The sequence below is a fragment of the Saccharospirillum sp. ABV4_185 genome (genome assembly GCF_056159245.1).
This window is the reverse complement of sequence record NZ_JBSWUW010000001.1, coordinates 3563660-3580008: the sequence shown is the minus strand read 5'-3', so window position 1 is coordinate 3580008 and position 16349 is coordinate 3563660. Positions and strand designations below refer to the sequence as shown.

Here is a 16349-nt window from a genome sequence, read left to right as displayed (position 1 = left end):
GCAATGGCGAATAATAATGAGCAAATTGGCTAAATTTGATCTTAAGGCTGTGGCTATTCAGACCGCCAAGGCCGCCATGGTGCGGTTTTCAGCGCTGCAGTGGCAGTTGGCACAACCTTGGCAAAAGGCAGAGCAATTGAATCACTGTAAAAAGGAAAGTCTTTTGAACAACGCCCTGGTTTCTTCCGCTTTTTATCGCACGCTGACTGTTGGTATCGCCTTATTCAGCGCGCTGTTGTTATCCGCCTGTGCGAACCAGATGAGGGTTCAGGGACAGGGACCCATTGTTGAGCAACGTTACGAATTAAATGGTATTGACCGAGTGCATTTTTCCGGTCGGGGTGAAGTGCGAATTCTGCCGTCCGATGACTCCGTGTTGGTGGTCTCAGCCGCGCGCAATGTGCACAGCGCTCTCGACATCGATATTAACGATGAACGGCTCAAAGCTGGACCCAAAAGACGGTTTTATATCCCAACAGACAGCCGCCCGGTCTATACCCTCTATGTGAATGACCTGGAACGGCTGAGTGTCAGCGGCGCCATGTCGATCACCGCCGATGAACTGCGCAGCAATGAACTGACGCTGTCGGTGTCGGGCAGGGCTGAAGTGGACATGCGAGTCGAAGCGTCGGTACTGATCTTACGTTCTTCCGGCAGCGCTGAGATTACCGCCACTGGGCTGGTCGACCAGCTTGAGATTCGCACCTCCGGTTCGGTCCGGCTGGAAGGCAGTGACCTGTTAGCGCGCCACGTCGACATCGCCACCTCGGGCAGTTCTCGGGTGAGCATTTGGGCTGAGGAAAGCATCGACATTCGCAGCAGCGGTTCAACGCGTGTGCGTTATCGCGGGCAGCCGTTAGTGAGCCAGAGTATCAGTGGTTCGTCGTCGGTGGAGGCGTTGAACGACGAATAAAAACTCGCCTTTTACATCATCCTAATTCGGTAGGCGCGGCCAGAGCTGCAGCCGCCTACCGACCTATCTTATCTATATAGTGAACTGCTTCTCATATTCTTAGAATACAACGTTTATTCAAACGGCATGCTTGTTGGGCGCGCTTTATCATGCGCTTGGCGATTAATTTCGACCAAACACAGCGCATGAAAAAGCTGGGAGGCTTTGATGAATAAGCAATGGATATCAAGGAAATGGTTAGCTCTGGCGCTCACCGGATGGCTGCTGGCTGGGTGTAACAGTGAGTCGGGCGGTAACGGCGGTTCCACTATCACTCCCCCGGAAGAATTGTTTTTAACAAGGTTGAGCGTAAAACTGGACGGTGTTGTCGGAAACGGTCTGATGCTGGGTGCCTATAAGGGCGACCTTTTGGTCGAGGAAACGCCTGAGCAGGGTATTTCCGGTACCGCCGACTATCAGTTTCAGACGATCTACGCAGCGAATGATGAATACAGCGTAGTGATTGCAAACCAACCCGAGGAGCAACTCTGCCGTGTGATCAACGGCAGTGGCACCATCGGTTCTGAAAACGCGCCGGATATCCGTGTTGAATGTCGCTCCTGGGGAAGCAGTGAGAAGAACGTATCAGCAGCTACAGTCAATCCGTTCCTCGGGTTTCACGCCGCACTGAATGATCAGGGTGATGCCGTGGTGGTCTGGCAGCCTTGGGCTGCTGACAGTATTTATTCTTCAAAATTTTATTCAGAGTGGCAAGAGAATGAGTCTGTCTCACAATTTGGGGATGTAAATGGTTATGATTTCAAAACTGCTATCGATTCAGACGGCAACGCGGTAACTGTTTGGCAGCATCAAGAAGCAAGTGAACTTTATTCTCAATCCCGCACGAAGGATTCAACGAATTGGCTTGTACCCGTTCGTATTGACGACGATGCGGGAACCCAGAGCCAAACACCATCACTTTCGATGAATACAAACGGGGAAGCCGTGGTGGCTTGGTCCCCTGTACGTGGCAGCTCTGCTTTAGGCTTTAAGCGCTATCAAGGCGACAACAAGTGGGCAGGCGATTTAAGCGATTTTGGTGCCGGAAAAGGCTTTCCTCGCCATCCCAAGGTGGTGATCAATGACAGTGGCGAGGCGGTGGTGGTATGGCAAGAAGAGGTGAATGAAAACGATACAAAAACCGTCTTCATAAGAAGCAACTTCTATACACCGGCCAGTTCGCCCGAAGAGGAAGGAAGCTGGAGTGACATTCAAGACCTTTCCTCGCATGTCACTGACTACACCGGGTCGCATCCACGGATCACATTGAACAGCAATGGTCAGGCTGTGGCGGTTTGGGATATTGAGCAGCAGATTTATGCCCGTGTTTTTTCATCACCAGAGGATGGCTGGAGTGAGGTTACCCCGTTAGCCGAGAGCGGAGCTTCCAACCAGCGCATTGTGCTCGACGATCAAGGCCGGGCGATGGCGCTGTGGTTGCAGGAAGATTCCGACGGCAGCGTCGATATAATGGTGCGCCATTACAGCTTTGGTTCAGATGAAGCCGTTTGGGGTGATGCCCAGGTGTTGGTTGACCTGGCTTCGACACTTACCGTCAAGAGCTTTGATGTTGCGATGAATGCTCTGGGTGAAGCGGTGTTGCTTTGGAAACAGGCTGGAGATGGAAATAAAATGTATTCATTCCTGTACGCGCCTGATCAGAATGCCTGGTCGACTACGCCAACCCAATTGGGTATTGCTGGTGAATCATACGACGATTTAATTCAGGTATTGATCAATCAAAACGGGCAAGCACTGGCGCTTTGGGCTGACGATGATCAAGTAATCAAGGCTAAGTTTTTTAAATAAAACTAGTCCAAGAAACACACTGCATTTGTTAAACGATAAAGGCGCCTTCGGGCGCCTTTATGGGTTTTCAGCCTTGTTTTAGTAGAGCAGATAAACGAGACCGAAGCGGTGTTAAACGTTGAACCGGAAATGCATCACATCGCCGTCTTTAACGATGTATTCCTTACCTTCCAAACGCCATTTGCCGGCGTCTTTCGCGCCCGCTTCGCCGTTGTATTGCACGAAGTCGTCATAGGAAATGGTTTCCGAGCGGATAAAACCTTTTTCGAAATCGGTGTGAATAACGCCTGCGGCCTGCGGTGCCGTAGCGCCGACTTTCACTGTCCAGGCGCGCACTTCTTTCGGGCCGGCGGTGAAATAGGTTTGCAGACCGAGCAGTTTGTAAGCGGCGCGGATGACTCGGTTCAAACCCGGTTCTTCCATGCCCAAATCGGCGAGAAATTCGGTCTTTTCGTCATCGTCGAGTTCGGCAATTTCCGCTTCCAGCTTGTTGCAGATGACCACCACTTCGGCGTTTTCTTCGGCGGCGATGGCGCGCACACGATCGAGGTGCGGGTTGTTTTCAAAACCGTTTTCGTCGACGTTGGCGATGTACAGGGTCGGTTTGGTGGTGAGGAAAAAGAAAGCTTTTAAATCGGCTTTTTCTTCATCGGTCAAAGCGACACTGCGAATCGGTTTGGCATCGTCCAAAGCGGGTTTGATTTTCTCCAGCAAGGCCACTTGCCGAACGGCTTCTTTATCCTGGCCTTTGGCTTTTTTCTGCAGTTTGAGCAGTTGTTTTTCTACCGCGTCGAGGTCGGCAAGCGCCAGTTCGGTGTTGATCACTTCGATGTCGTTGACCGGATCGATCTTGTTGGCGACGTGGATGACGTTGTCGTCTTCGAAGCAACGCACCACGTGCGCAATGGCATCGGTTTCACGAATGTTGGCGAGGAATTGGTTGCCCAGGCCTTCACCTTTGGAGGCACCAGCGACGAGACCGGCGATATCGACAAATTCCATGGTCGTCGGAATGATTTTTTCCGGCTTGATGATGTCGGCGATTTTGTCCTGACGCGGGTCGGGGACCGGCACCACGCCGGTGTTCGGTTCGATGGTGCAGAACGGAAAGTTTTCGGCGTCGATGCCAGCCTGGGTGAGGGCGTTGAACAGAGTCGATTTGCCGACGTTAGGCAGGCCGACGATGCCACATTTAATGCCCATAGAAATTCTCCCGAAAAGGTTCTGGCCGCTCAGTCGGCCTGAAATTGATGCAATTGATTCATGGCTTTTTGCCAGTCTCCGGCGACGACTTTATCGGTTTCGGCGATGGCGGCGTCGATGGCGCGCGCCAGCCGGATCTGGTCGTCCGGATGCGCCTTGCCCAGAACATAGTTAACCACCTCGGGCGCAGAACCCGGATGGCCGATGCCCAGACGCAGGCGATAAAAATCTTTGATGTTGCCCAGGCGCGCAATGATATCGCGCAAGCCGTTGTGGCCGCCATGACCGCCGCCGAGTTTGAAACGGGCGACACCGGGCGAAAGGTCAAGTTCGTCGTGCGCGACCAGTATTTGCTGGGCGTCGATCTTATAAAAGTTGGCGAAGGTGGCGACGCTTTGTCCTGAGCGGTTCATAAAGGTCATCGGCTTCATCAGCCAGACGGTGCGTCCGCCCAGCGTTACCTTGGCCATCTCTGCCTGGTATTTGCTGTCCAGCTGCCATTGACCGCCGGCTTTGGCCAGCAGTTCGTCAACGTACTCAAAGCCGGCGTTGTGCCGGGTTCGGTCGTATTGTGCGCCCGGGTTACCCAGGCCTACGATGAGTTTTAAGGCTGCCATCTGTGTGTCCTAACTAAAAAAGGGCCCGCAGGCCCTTTTATTTTGCACGCGTTGGTAACGCGAGCCTTACTCTTCGCTGTCGGCTTCTGCTTCGGCGTCGTCTTCATCGGCCAGGTCGGCACCGGCCGGCTTGACGATGCTGACTACCGGTACGTCGTGCGTCTCACCTTTGTTCAGTTCGGTCAGGGAAACGCCTTTCGGCAGTTTCAGATCGGACAGGTGAAGGACGGCGCCCAGTTCCAGATCCACCACGTCGACTTCGATGAATTCCGGCAGGTCACCGACCTTGCAGGTGACTTCGACGTCAGTGACGGCGTGCTGAATTTTACCGCCTTGCAGTTTAACGGCTTTGCACTTGTCTTCGTTGAGGAAGTGCAGCGGAACGCGCTTGTGGACCACGGTGGTCTTGGTGACGCGCTCGAAGTCGGCATGCAGCGGCAGGCCTTTGGCAGGTGAACGCTGAATGTCCATCAGGATGGCTTGTTCGGACTTGTCACCAATGTTGATGGTCAGAACGTGTGAGTAGAAGGCTTCTTCTTTCAGGGCGCGGCTCAGCTCGCGCTCTTTCAGGGACAGGCTCATCGGTTTGCGGTTCTTGGCACCGCCGTAGATGATGGCCGGGACCCAGCCTTCACGACGCAGGCGGCGGCTCGCACCCTTCCCTGCAACCTCACGCACTTCAGCGTTTAAAGTAAAAATGTCAGACATTGCGGTTGTTCTCCAACTCAAGGTGACAGCGAACCGCGACCAGTTCGGCTTGCCACCGTTTCAGTAAATCCAGGCAAAAGGCCTGAAAGGAATAAAGCAAAATCAACAAAATAGCGGCTAAAAAGCCGCTATTTGTCGTTATTCAGTGTTGTTTTGACGCTAACTTAGCGGAACATTGCACTGATGGATTCTTCGTTGCTGACGCGGCGGATGGACTCGGCGAGTACCCCCCCCATCGAAAGCTGGCGGATATTAGCACAGTTTTTTGCCGCTTCCGATAGCGGAATGGTGTCGGTGACCACCAATTCCAGGTGCGAGTTGGCGATGCGTTCTACCGCCGGGCCACTCAGTACCGGATGGACGGCGTAGGCGACCACTTTCTTGGCGCCAAACTTGACCAGCGCTTCGGCGGCCTGGCACAGCGTGCCGGCGGTATCGACCATGTCATCGACCAGTACGCAGGTGCGGTCTTTAACGTCGCCGATGATGTTCATGATCTCGGCATGGTTGGCCTTGGGACGGCGTTTGTCGATGATCGCCAGGTCGCAGCTCAGCTGCTTGGCGATGGCACGGGCACGGACCACGCCGCCAACATCGGGCGAGACCACCACCATGTCTTCGAATTCGCGCTGGCGAATGTCGTCCAACAGCACCGGCGAGCCATAGATGTTGTCGACCGGAATGGAGAAGAAGCCCTGAATCTGGTCGGCGTGCAGGTCGACGGTCATGATGCGGTCGATGCCGACCACGGTCAGCATATCGGCGACCACCTTGGCGGAAATAGGCACCCGCGAAGAACGCGGACGACGGTCCTGACGGGCGTAACCGAAGTAGGGCATAACCGCCGTGATGCGTCCGGCAGAAGCGCGGCGCAAGGCATCGGCCAGCAGGATGACTTCCATCAGGCTGTCGTTGGTGGGCGCGCAGGTGGGCTGAATGATAAAGACGTCGGCGCCGCGCACGTTCTCGTTGATATCAATGGCGGTCTCGCCATCACTGAACTTGGTGATGGTAGCGTCACCCATCGGAATACACAGGCGTTCAACCACCTGGTTGGCGAGATCGGGATTCGCATTCCCGGTAAAGACCATCATTTTAGACACTTAGGACCACCCTGTTTTGGTTAGCTCATTCGGGTGGCCCGCAACCACCCGACGTTCGGAATCGGTAGTTGCAGTCAGGCCGTGTCGGCCAGCATTCGCTGCAAAGGCGACAGATTGACTCCCTGGGCAATAAAGCCGCTATAGCCCGGGTAGTGCTCAACAATGCTGCGCAGTAGGTCTTGGGCTGCCATGTCGCTTTGCGTCGTTAGAAAGAGTGAGGCGCCGCTGCCGCTGAGCCGAACCTGGCCAAAATCAGCCAGGCGTGTGAAAGCAAGTTCGATCTCAGGGTAGCGCTTCCTGGCAACGGCTTCGAAGTCATTGTGACCTGCCCCTGCCAGCGCGGAGCGTATTGTGCTGACTGGGGTATTTCGTGTCAATTCCGTGTCAGCGAACAGCCGTGCTGTATTCACCTCTATGCCCGGTTGTATCACCACAAACCATTGCGCTGGCAACTCGACGGCCGTCAGGCGTTCACCCACGCCCTCGGCCCAGGCGCTGCGACCGCGCACGAACACCGGGACATCGGCGCCCAAGGATAAACCCAGTTGCGCCAGTTGATCTTCATTCAAACCGCACTGCCATAAGTGATTTAACGCCACCAGCGTGGTGGCCGCATCGGAGCTGCCACCGCCGAGTCCGCCGCCCATGGGCAGGCGTTTTTCCAGGCGAATATCGACGCCGGCATTGGCCGAGGTATAGGGCTTAAGCAGGCGGGCGGCTTTGATGATCAGGTTGTCGTCATCGGCGACGCCGGGCAGGGCAGGTGAGAGTCGAATGCAGCCATCGGAAGTTGGACTAAACTGCAGCTCGTCGCCACGGTCGAGCAACTGAAACAGAGTTTGCAGTTCGTGGTAGCCATCGGCCCGCCGGCCAGTGATGTGCAGCATTAAATTGAGCTTGGCCGGAGCGGGAAGGTGCAAAGCGGGCATGAGGTGATGAAGATCCGAAGGCTGGAGGGCGCCATCATACCGCAATGAAGGATCAGGCCAATGGGCGGATGCTGACTCATTGGGTGATTAAAAGTGGGTGGAAAACCACCCATTTAAACCGACCGGGATTGCCGTAGCTGCGCTGAGACGGCGCTTTGTTAGCCTTGGCCCGCTGCTTGCTATGGCAGGCCGAGGCTTAAAGCCCATAGATATCGCAGTGATATCCCAACAAAGAAAATAACAAGTGGAGAATACAATGAAGGCAACCCGCACCCTGATGTTGGCGGCGCTGTCCGCGTCCACCCTGGCACTGGGCACCGCCCAGGCTGAAGATCGTTCCGATTGGCCGAGCAACTTTACCGTTGGTACTGCCAGCCAAGGCGGTACTTATTTCGCCTATGGTTCTGGCTGGGCTAACTTTGTGGCCGAAAACCTGGGTGTTTCCGGCGGCGGTGAAGTCACCGGCGGTCCGATGCAAAACATGGCGCTGGTGCACACTGGTGATCTGGCCTTTGGTCTGACCACCATGGGTCCGGCGCGTGAGTCCATGGACGGTAACAGTCCACTGGCTCCGGGCATGGAAATGAACAACGTCTGCGCCATCTTCCCGATGTACCAGACGCCGTTCTCGGTCACTGCGCTGACCAGCTCTGGCATTACTTCCATTGCTGATATTCCTGACGGTGCCCGCATCGGTTTCGGCCCGGCCGGTTCCACCTCCGATACCTACTTCCCGCGTATGCTGGAAACCCTGGGTGTTGATTTCGACCGCCGTAACGGCAGCTGGAACGACCTCGGTGGTCAGTTGCAGGACGGCCTGCTTGACGTCATCGCTTTCGCGGCCGGTATTCCGATTCCGGCCGTCAGCCAGTTGGAAGTGCAGACCGATGTGAACATCATCGAGTTCAGCGAAGACGAGATGAACACCATCCTCGACGCCTTCCCGGTCTCCGAGTTCACCATTCCGGCCAGCACTTATCAGTCGCTGGACAGCGATGCCCGCGCGGTCTCCATGTGGAACTTCGCCATCGCCAACTGCGATCTGTCGGAAAGCTTCGTCTACGAAGTCACCAAGCTGACTATGGAAAACAACGACCAGATGATGTCGATCCATAAAGCAGCCCGGACTTCGGTACCGGAAAACTACAGCAAGAACACCTTCATCCCTTGGCATCCGGGTGCAGCTCGTTGGTTCAACGAGAACGGCTACACCATTCCTGCCAATATGGTTAAGTAACACCTCTGATAGGCCGCAAGGCCTTTGCCACCGGGCCGTCTCCTTCGGGAGTCGGCCCGGTTCTGTTCGCTGAGAAGCCGTTATGACTGATAAAGATTACCAAGCGTCCACCAGTGAAGCCGTCGATGATGGCCTGGTGATTGAAGGCGTTGACGACGAAACCATCGAATCCAATCGCCGCTTGTTTGAAGGCTGGGTGTTCTGGGGCGTGATGTCCCTGGCGGTGATTTTTTCGGGCTTTCACCTCTACACCCTGAACATTGCCCCGCTGGAAACCTGGACCTTTCGCATCATTCACATCTGCGGTGCTTTGATTCTCGGTTTTCTGCTTTATGCCGGCACCCGTTTCAGTGCCGATGATGAATCTCCGCGCCGCTGGACCACCATCGTCGCCGGCGTCCTGATGTTGCCAGCGCTGTTTGCGCTCTACCAAACCGGCGCCATGGCTCAGATGATTTCCGGCGGTGCCCTGCGCATCGATCCGGCTATTGAAGCCAACCTCTATGGCTGGCCGCTGATCGCCGCAACCTTTGGCGGCATTATTTTGAGCTGGTTCCATCGCGGCCGCCGCTCGGCGTTTTCCTGGCCGGATCTGCAATTGGTGATCTGCGCCATCGCCGCTGCCAGTTATTTCCTGCTGATGTACAACACGCCGCTGCGCATGAGTACCGGTACTTCTTTTGCGCCGGTCGGTATCTCCTTTGCTGCCGTTGCCGGCATTGCGTTGATTATGGAATTGACGCGCCGCGTTGCTGGTCTGGCGCTGGTGATCATCGCCTGTATTTTCCTGGGCTATGTATTTGCTGGCCCCTATTTGCCGGGCTTTTTGGGTTACCCGGGTTTGTCGGTGCAGCGTTTCTTCAGCCAGGTTTATACCGATGCTGGCGTGTTGGGCCCGACCACCGCAGTGTCTTCTACCTACATTATTCTGTTCATCATTTTCGCGGCCTTTTTGCAGGCCTCGAAAGTGGGCGATTACTTCGTGAATTTCGCCTTTGCCGTGGCCGGTCGTGCGCGCGGTGGCCCGGCCAAGGTGGCCATTTTTGCCTCAGGTTTGATGGGCATGATCAACGGCACCAGCGCCGGTAACGTGGTCTCCACCGGTTCGCTGACCATTCCGTTGATGAAGAAAGTCGGCTACTCGAAAAAATCCTCCGGTGCGGTGGAAGCCGCGGCCTCAACCGGCGGGCAGATCATGCCGCCGATCATGGGCGCCGGTGCTTTTATCATGGCGGAAATTACCGGTATTCCTTATACCGAAATCGCCATTGCTGCGTTAATTCCAGCCATTCTCTACTTCGCCTCGGTCTACTTTATGGTCGATTTCGAAGCGGCCAAGCTGGGCATGCGCGGTATGAAGGAAGACGAGATTCCGCGCTTCCGTAAACTGGTCAAACAGGTCTACCTGTTCGCGCCGATCATCATTCTGATCGTCGCCCTCTTTATGGGTTACTCGGTGATTCGCGCCGGTACTTTGGCCACGGTTTCTGCCGCTGTGGTGAGTTGGATTTCCCCGCACAAGATGGGCATTCGTTCCATTTTGAAGGCGTTGGAGCTGGCCGGTGTGATGTCGATTCAGATCATCGCTGTCTGTGCTTGCGCCGGTGTCATCGTGGGTGTGATTTCACTCACCGGTGTCGGTGCACGGTTCTCCTCGCTGTTGCTCGGCCTGGCCGAAACCAGCCAGTTGCTGGCGCTAATTTTCGCCATGTTCATCTCCATCCTGTTGGGCATGGGTATGCCGACCACGGCCGCTTATGCGGTGGCCGCATCGGTGGTGGCACCGGGCCTGATTTCACTGGGCATTGATCCGCTGACGGCACACTTCTTTGTGTTCTATTTCGCGGTTGTCTCAGCGATTACGCCGCCGGTTGCGCTGGCGTCCTATGCAGCCGCTGGTATTTCGGGTGCCAACGCCATGGAAACCTCGACGGCTTCGTTCAAAATTGGTCTGGCGGCCTTCATCGTGCCCTTTATGTTCTTCTACAATGGCGCGCTGTTGATGAATGCTGATTGGTTCGCCATCAGCCGCGCTTTGATCACTGCCACCTTTGGCGTCTATCTGCTGTCGGGTGGTGTGCAAGGCTGGTTTATGCGTCTGGCGGCCAACTGGCCGGTGCGCATCTTGTTGATGGTCGCTGCCTTCGCCATGATTGAAGGTGGTATTGTGACTGACCTGGCAGGCCTGGCGATTGCCGTCGCTGCCTTCTTTATCCAGAAAGCCCGGGGTGGCCGATTAGCGCCTCAGGCCTGATCGTTCTTCTTATGGCTGCGACGATTGTCGCAGCCTGACCGGGTTAACGGATGTCGCTGAGACACTACTTAACGAACTATCGTTTCTGGGTGCTGGTGCTTTTTGCCAGCACCTGTTTACTGTCCTGGGTGGTTGGTTCCTGGGCCGGCTATCGATTGCTCGAACGTGAGAGCATTCAGGAATCGTTTCGCTACAGTCAGTTGGTCGCCAACGAACTGAATCGCTACCGACCCATTCCCGAATTGATGGCGCAACATCCACTGATGTTGGCGGTACTGGAGAACCCGGACAGCGAACGGCTAGTGCTTGAAGCCAACGAAGAAATGCAGCAGATGGCCAGCATTGTTGCCAGTTCCGATGTCTATTTGATGGACCGCAGCGGCTTGACCATTGCGGCCAACAATTATCAATTACCGACCAGTTTTATCGGTCGTAATTTTGCCTTCCGGCCTTACTTTCACGAGGCCATGTCATCGGCCGATTCGGCCATCTATTTTGCCTTAGGCGTCACCACCGATCAGCGCGGTCTGTACTTTTCGCATCCGGTATTAAACGATGCCGGCGAGGCCTTGGGCGTGGTTGCCATCAAAATTCAGGTCACCGATTTGGAAGACCAATGGCAGCGTCCGGCGGCTTTTACCGAATCGGAAATGGTGGTGCTGGATCTGGATGGCATCAGTTTCTTAGCCAGCCGACCTGCCTGGTTATACCGCGCTTTCGAACCCATCAGTGAGTCGCGCCGCCGCGCAATTTTTGCCGATCGTCGTTACCACGACGAAGAACTGGCGGCGATGAGCATTGTCGATCAGGGCCGGCCATTGGGCGTGAGTGACTTGTCGGAACGTTTGTTGATTGGCGCCGGTGACAGCGCCCGGCCGTACCTCAGTGTTGAAACGCCTTTGCCACAACTCGATTGGCGCTTGCGCGTATTGATCGGAACCGAGCCGGTGCTCTTTACCCAGCTGCAGTTTTTAATCGCCGGCACGGTGTTATTTCTGGGTGGTTTTTTAACCTGGCTGTATTTACGTGAACGCTATCGTCGCGAAGCGGAATTGGCCGAACGCGGTGAACAGTTGGAGCAACGCGTTGCCGAACGCACTGCGGACCTGGAAAACTCCAACCAGCAGTTGCTGGCCGAAGTCGCCGAGCGTGAAAAAGCCGAACAGGTATTAACCGAAACTCAGCAGGAATTGATTCAGGCGGCCAAGCTGGCAGTGCTCGGTCAGATGTCGGCGGGTTTGAACCATGAGATGAATCAACCACTGACGGCGATACAAGCCTACGCTCGTAACAGTCGGCGTTTTTTGGAACGCGGTGACCGTGAAACCGTCGATGCCAACCTCAGTGAAATTGTTGCATTGTGCGATCGCATGGCGGAATTAACGCGCCAGTTCAAAGTGTTTGCGCGTAAGTCCGAAGGCCCGCCCAGCCCGGTCGATATGCGTCAGCCGGTCGATGGTGCTTTGAAAATTATCAGTGCTCAGGATAACAGCGAAGGCGTACAGTTCGATTGGCACCGGCCGCAACAACCGGCCTGGGTGCACGGCGATTTAATCCGCATTGAGCAGGTGTTGGTGAATCTGATTGCCAATGCGGTGCAAGCTACCGAAGCGGTCGAACAACCGAAAATCACCATCGATGTGCAGCATCATGGTCGTGCTTGGCAATGCCGGGTGCGTGATAATGGCTCGGGTTTACCGGCCAATACCGAACAATTATTTGAACCCTTTTTTACCACCAAATCGATGAAGCAAGGCCTGGGTTTGGGGCTATCGATATCGCGTCAGATTGTTGATGCGCTCGGTGGCCGCTTGATTGGCCAGAACCGCGCCGATGGACAGGGCGCCGAATTTATTTTGACGCTGACGCAGCGAGAGGGCACCGCATGAGTCAACGAGCTGTGGTCTTTATTGACGACGAAGCCGACATCCGTCAGGTGATGGCGCAGACGCTGGCGCTGGAAGAATTGCCGGTCGATTGTTACTCCGATGGCGCGACCGCGATTGCCGAACTTTCCGCTGACGAAAACCTGGTGGTGCTGTGTGACTACCATATGCCGGGCATGAATGGTCTGGATGTTTTGCGCGCGGTGCACACCATCGACGATGCCATTCCGGTGATTATTCTCACTGGTCAGGGCGATATCAGCACCGCAGTTGCCGCCATGCAGGAAGGTGCTTATGACTTTATTGAAAAGCCCTTTGATCACGACGAACTGATTGAGCTGCTGAAAAAAGCACGCGAAAAACGTCAGTTGGCGTTGGAAAACCGTGAGCTGAAAGCACGGCTGCGTCACTTTGCGCGTCCCGGTCCGCGGGTGCTGGGGGAAAGCGCCGGTATGCTGCGGTTAATGTCACAACTCGATCCGGTGATCGATACCTCAGCCGTGGTGTTACTGAACGGCGAAACCGGCACCGGTAAGGACGCGCTGGCGCGTTATATCCACGAAAACAGCACGCGTTCCGATCACAACTATGTCGCTGTTAACTGCGGCGCTGTGCCGGAAAATCTGATTGAAAGTGAACTGTTCGGCCACGAAGCCGGTGCCTTTACCGGTGCCGATAAAAAGCGCATCGGCCGCTTCGAACACGCCAGCGGCGGCACACTGTTTTTGGACGAAGTCGAGTCGATGCCGCTGGGTTTGCAGGTCAAATTATTGCGTGTGCTGGAAGACGGCAAGATTGAGCGACTCGGATCCAATACCACCATCGATGTCGATGTACGCATTATCGCCGCGACCAAAACCGATCTAAAAAAACTCAGCGACGGCGGCGATTTTCGCGCTGACCTTTATTATCGCCTCAACGTTGTCGAACTACAGATTCCACCGCTACGCGAGCGCAAAGAAGATATTCCGCTGCTGTTCCATCACTTCGCCCTGATCGCCGCTGCTCGTTACGATCGCGAAAGCGTACCCTTGCTGCCGGATCAGACCGCTCGTCTGTTACATCACTCCTGGCCGGGCAACGTGCGCGAACTGCGTAACCTGGCTGAACGCTATGTACTGATGGGCGCGGCGGCCTTGGATGAAGCCAATGAGCCAACTCAACCAGAAGTTGCCAACCGCCGCACGCTGGCGGAAATGATGGATGGTTTTGAACGTTCACTGTTGCAGTCAGCACTGCGCGATAACCAGGGTTCGATCAAAGACACCATGGTGAGTTTGGGTCTGGCGCGCAAGACGCTGTACGACAAGATGCGTAAGCATGGGTTGGATAAATCTGAATTCAAAGACTGATCATTCAGCCTTGCTTTCGTTATCGACGTCAGGCTGAACTGGATCGTCGCTATCAGATCGGTTCTTTAGTGTTTTGGCTAACCAAATAACAATGGCCAGTGCGAAAATATTGCAACCGATGAGGGAGTTCTGGCTGCTGTCGTTGATCGAGAAACTATAACTACTGCCCAGTTGAAAATTCACCATCAGACGGAAAGGTTCCCATCCCATCGTCGCGGTTAAGTAAAAACCGGTAGAAATAAAATACCCCAGAAAAGGTGAGCTGAATAACGGCACCTGAAAGAGCCAAAACCGGCGGAGCTGGGCGGGTGCATTTGAGCTTCGTTCAAGTAATTTTATACCCAGCCAGACTCCCCAGCCGTAGTACAGACAATATAGCAGCAGTGCCGCCCAGATGACGGGATTGCGATTGGAAATCAATACTTGCAAAACCGATGCGATGCCGATGCAGGCCCCGCCAAGAGTTAATACCGCCAAGGCACGTCTTTGCCACAAGCTCATCACTGGTTGAACCCTTTTACTGCCTTGGTGGCAACATAGCGGCGTTTTAGACCGGCGGTCAAGCTAATCTAAGGTTGATATAAATCAGTACGCTCAGCCGGCAGTTCGCTTTAAATAGCATTGTCTAATATTCCGGTCGATCTAGCAGTGCTGTTAAAAAATACCTTTATCCCTGAACTCCTGTCCCCCGCCGGCAGCCTGAAAAACATGCGTTACGCCTTCGCCTATGGCGCCGATGCGGTCTACGCCGGTCAGCCGCGCTACAGCTTGCGGGTGCGCAATAACGAATTCGATCACGCCAACCTGAAAATCGGTATCGATGAAGCCCATGTACAGGGCAAACGGTTTTATGTGGTGTGCAATATTCAGCCGCATAACGCCAAATTGAAGACCTTTATCCGTGACCTGCAACCGGTGGTAGAAATGGGCCCTGACGCGCTCATTATGTCCGACCCGGGTTTGATCATGATGGTGCGCGAGGCGTTTCCAGAAATGCCGATTCATTTGTCGGTGCAGGCTAATGCGGTGAACTGGGCGGCGGTTAAATTCTGGGCGGGCCAAGGTATTGAGCGAGTAATTTTATCGCGGGAATTATCGCTCGATGAAATTGCCGATATTCGCGAACATTGTCCGGATATTGAACTGGAAGTCTTTGTTCATGGCGCGCTGTGCATGGCTTATTCCGGGCGCTGTTTGTTGTCGGGTTATATGAACCGGCGTGATCCGAACCAGGGCACCTGTACCAATGCCTGTCGTTGGTCGTATTCGGTTGAACCTGGTCAGGAAGATGACGCTGGTCAGATCGTGGCAGTGGTTGAGCCAACGCTGGGCGAAGGCTCGTTTCATAGTGAACCGGTACTTATTACCGAGGCCAATCGACCCGACGAAACCATGACCGCTTTCGAAGACGAACACGGCACCTACATTTTTAATTCGCGTGATTTACGTGCGGTCCAGCATGTTGAACGCTTAACCCAACTGGGCGTGCATTCATTAAAAATTGAAGGCCGTACCAAGTCGTTTTATTATTGCGCGCGCACCGCTCAGGTATATCGCCGGGCCATCGACGATGCCGTTGCCGGTAAACCCTTCGACGAGAACCTGATGAGTACACTCGAGAATTTGGCGCACCGAGGTTATACCGAAGGGTTTTTACGCCGTCATACGCACGATGCTTATCAGAATTACGACTATGGCCATTCGCTATCTGAACAACAGCAGTTCGTTGGCGAGTTCAGTGGTGAGCGTCGCGATGGCTGGGCTGAGGTTATCGTCAAAAACAAATTCTGCAGTGGCGACAGTCTGGAATTGATGACGCCCCAGGGTAACGTCACCTTCACGCTCAGAGTGATGCGCAATGCCCAGGGCGTTGAAATTGATGACGCCAAAGGCAGTGGTCACCGAGTGTTTATCTCACTGCCGGAAGACATTGATTTGGACTACGCCTTACTGATGCGCAACCTGAAACCGGGCCAGACAACTCGTAAGGCGCAAATTCAGGGCGCAGCCTGATGGCACTGTTGATTAACGAGCGCTGCATCAACTGCGATATGTGTGAACCGGAGTGCCCGAACGAAGCCATCAGTATGGGTGAGCTGCGGTACGAAATTAATCCGAAATTGTGCACTGAATGCAAAGGACACTACGACGCACCAACCTGCCAGTCGGTGTGCCCGATCAGTCGTTGTGTTGTGCCCGACCCCCAGCAAAGAGAAAGCGAAGCTGAACTGTTCGATAAGTTCGTCGCACTGCAAGGCTTGGTTTGAGTGGTAGCCGCGTCTGAATAATGACTATGATG

14 protein-coding genes are annotated in these 16349 nt (G+C 54.7%); 8 read left to right on the top strand and 6 right to left on the bottom strand.

The genetic code is table 11. The features are described from left to right. Positions 1-16 precede the first annotated feature (16 nt). Both ACXAE6_RS17005 and ACXAE6_RS17000 read left to right on the top strand, forming a co-directional pair. Entirely contained in the window at positions 17-913 is an 897-nt protein-coding gene (locus tag ACXAE6_RS17005; RefSeq protein ID WP_475151582.1) for a head GIN domain-containing protein, read from the top strand. A 207-nt stretch (positions 914-1120) separates the two neighbouring features. Further along, positions 1121-2761: a hypothetical protein gene (locus ACXAE6_RS17000; protein WP_475151579.1), complete on the top strand. Its 1641-nt coding sequence runs from the start codon at positions 1121-1123 to the stop codon at positions 2759-2761. 111 nt (positions 2762-2872) lie between these two features. Here ACXAE6_RS17000 and ychF read toward each other — a convergent pair whose 3' ends face one another. The 5 genes from ychF to ispE form a co-directional block, all read right to left on the bottom strand. After that, positions 2873-3964, bottom strand: a complete 1092-nt coding sequence (gene ychF, locus ACXAE6_RS16995; RefSeq protein WP_475151576.1) for a redox-regulated ATPase YchF — start codon at positions 3962-3964, stop codon at positions 2873-2875. 29 nt (positions 3965-3993) lie between these two features. Next, a complete protein-coding gene (gene pth / locus ACXAE6_RS16990; RefSeq protein ID WP_392803216.1) occupies positions 3994-4581 on the bottom strand; it encodes an aminoacyl-tRNA hydrolase in 588 nt (195 codons plus the stop codon). Between the two features lie 66 nt (positions 4582-4647). Beyond that, a complete protein-coding gene (locus tag ACXAE6_RS16985) occupies positions 4648-5289 on the bottom strand; it encodes a 50S ribosomal protein L25/general stress protein Ctc (RefSeq protein WP_475151570.1) in 642 nt (213 codons plus the stop codon). Positions 5290-5453: 164 nt separating this feature from the next. Next, a complete protein-coding gene (locus ACXAE6_RS16980) occupies positions 5454-6392 on the bottom strand; it encodes a ribose-phosphate pyrophosphokinase (RefSeq protein WP_475151565.1) in 939 nt (312 codons plus the stop codon). A gap of 74 nt (positions 6393-6466) precedes the next feature. Further along, entirely contained in the window at positions 6467-7321 is an 855-nt protein-coding gene (gene ispE / locus ACXAE6_RS16975; protein WP_475151560.1) for a 4-(cytidine 5'-diphospho)-2-C-methyl-D-erythritol kinase, read from the bottom strand. Between the two features lie 256 nt (positions 7322-7577). Between ispE and ACXAE6_RS16970 the strand changes: the two genes are divergently transcribed. From ACXAE6_RS16970 to ACXAE6_RS16955, 4 genes are all read left to right on the top strand, one after another. Continuing rightward, positions 7578-8558 carry a TAXI family TRAP transporter solute-binding subunit gene (locus ACXAE6_RS16970; protein ID WP_475151555.1) on the top strand — a complete coding sequence of 327 codons (981 nt, stop codon included), beginning with the start codon at positions 7578-7580 and terminating at the stop codon, positions 8556-8558. 82 nt (positions 8559-8640) lie between these two features. Beyond that, positions 8641-10812 (top strand): TRAP transporter permease, encoded by a 2172-nt coding sequence (locus ACXAE6_RS16965; protein ID WP_475151548.1) that lies wholly within the window; start codon positions 8641-8643, stop codon positions 10810-10812. Positions 10813-10862: 50 nt separating this feature from the next. After that, entirely contained in the window at positions 10863-12701 is a 1839-nt protein-coding gene (locus tag ACXAE6_RS16960; RefSeq protein WP_475151542.1) for a sensor histidine kinase, read from the top strand. Beyond that, positions 12698-14050: a sigma-54-dependent transcriptional regulator gene (locus ACXAE6_RS16955; protein WP_475151538.1), complete on the top strand. Its 1353-nt coding sequence runs from the start codon at positions 12698-12700 to the stop codon at positions 14048-14050. Before ACXAE6_RS16960 ends, ACXAE6_RS16955 begins: the two co-directional genes overlap by 4 nt. On the opposite strand, the gene ACXAE6_RS16950 is transcribed toward ACXAE6_RS16955, so the two are convergent. Further along, positions 14051-14527, bottom strand: a complete 477-nt coding sequence (locus ACXAE6_RS16950; RefSeq protein ID WP_475151534.1) for a hypothetical protein — start codon at positions 14525-14527, stop codon at positions 14051-14053. It abuts the gene before it with no gap. Between the two features lie 231 nt (positions 14528-14758). On the opposite strand from ACXAE6_RS16950, the gene trhP reads away from it, so the two are divergent. Together trhP and ACXAE6_RS16940 are read left to right on the top strand one after the other, a co-directional pair. Then, positions 14759-16063 (top strand): prephenate-dependent tRNA uridine(34) hydroxylase TrhP, encoded by a 1305-nt coding sequence (gene trhP / locus ACXAE6_RS16945; protein ID WP_475151528.1) that lies wholly within the window; start codon positions 14759-14761, stop codon positions 16061-16063. Beyond that, positions 16063-16317, top strand: coding sequence for a YfhL family 4Fe-4S dicluster ferredoxin (locus ACXAE6_RS16940; RefSeq protein WP_475151524.1), 255 nt, complete (start codon positions 16063-16065; stop codon positions 16315-16317). Before trhP ends, ACXAE6_RS16940 begins: the two co-directional genes overlap by 1 nt. Positions 16318-16349 lie beyond the last annotated feature (32 nt).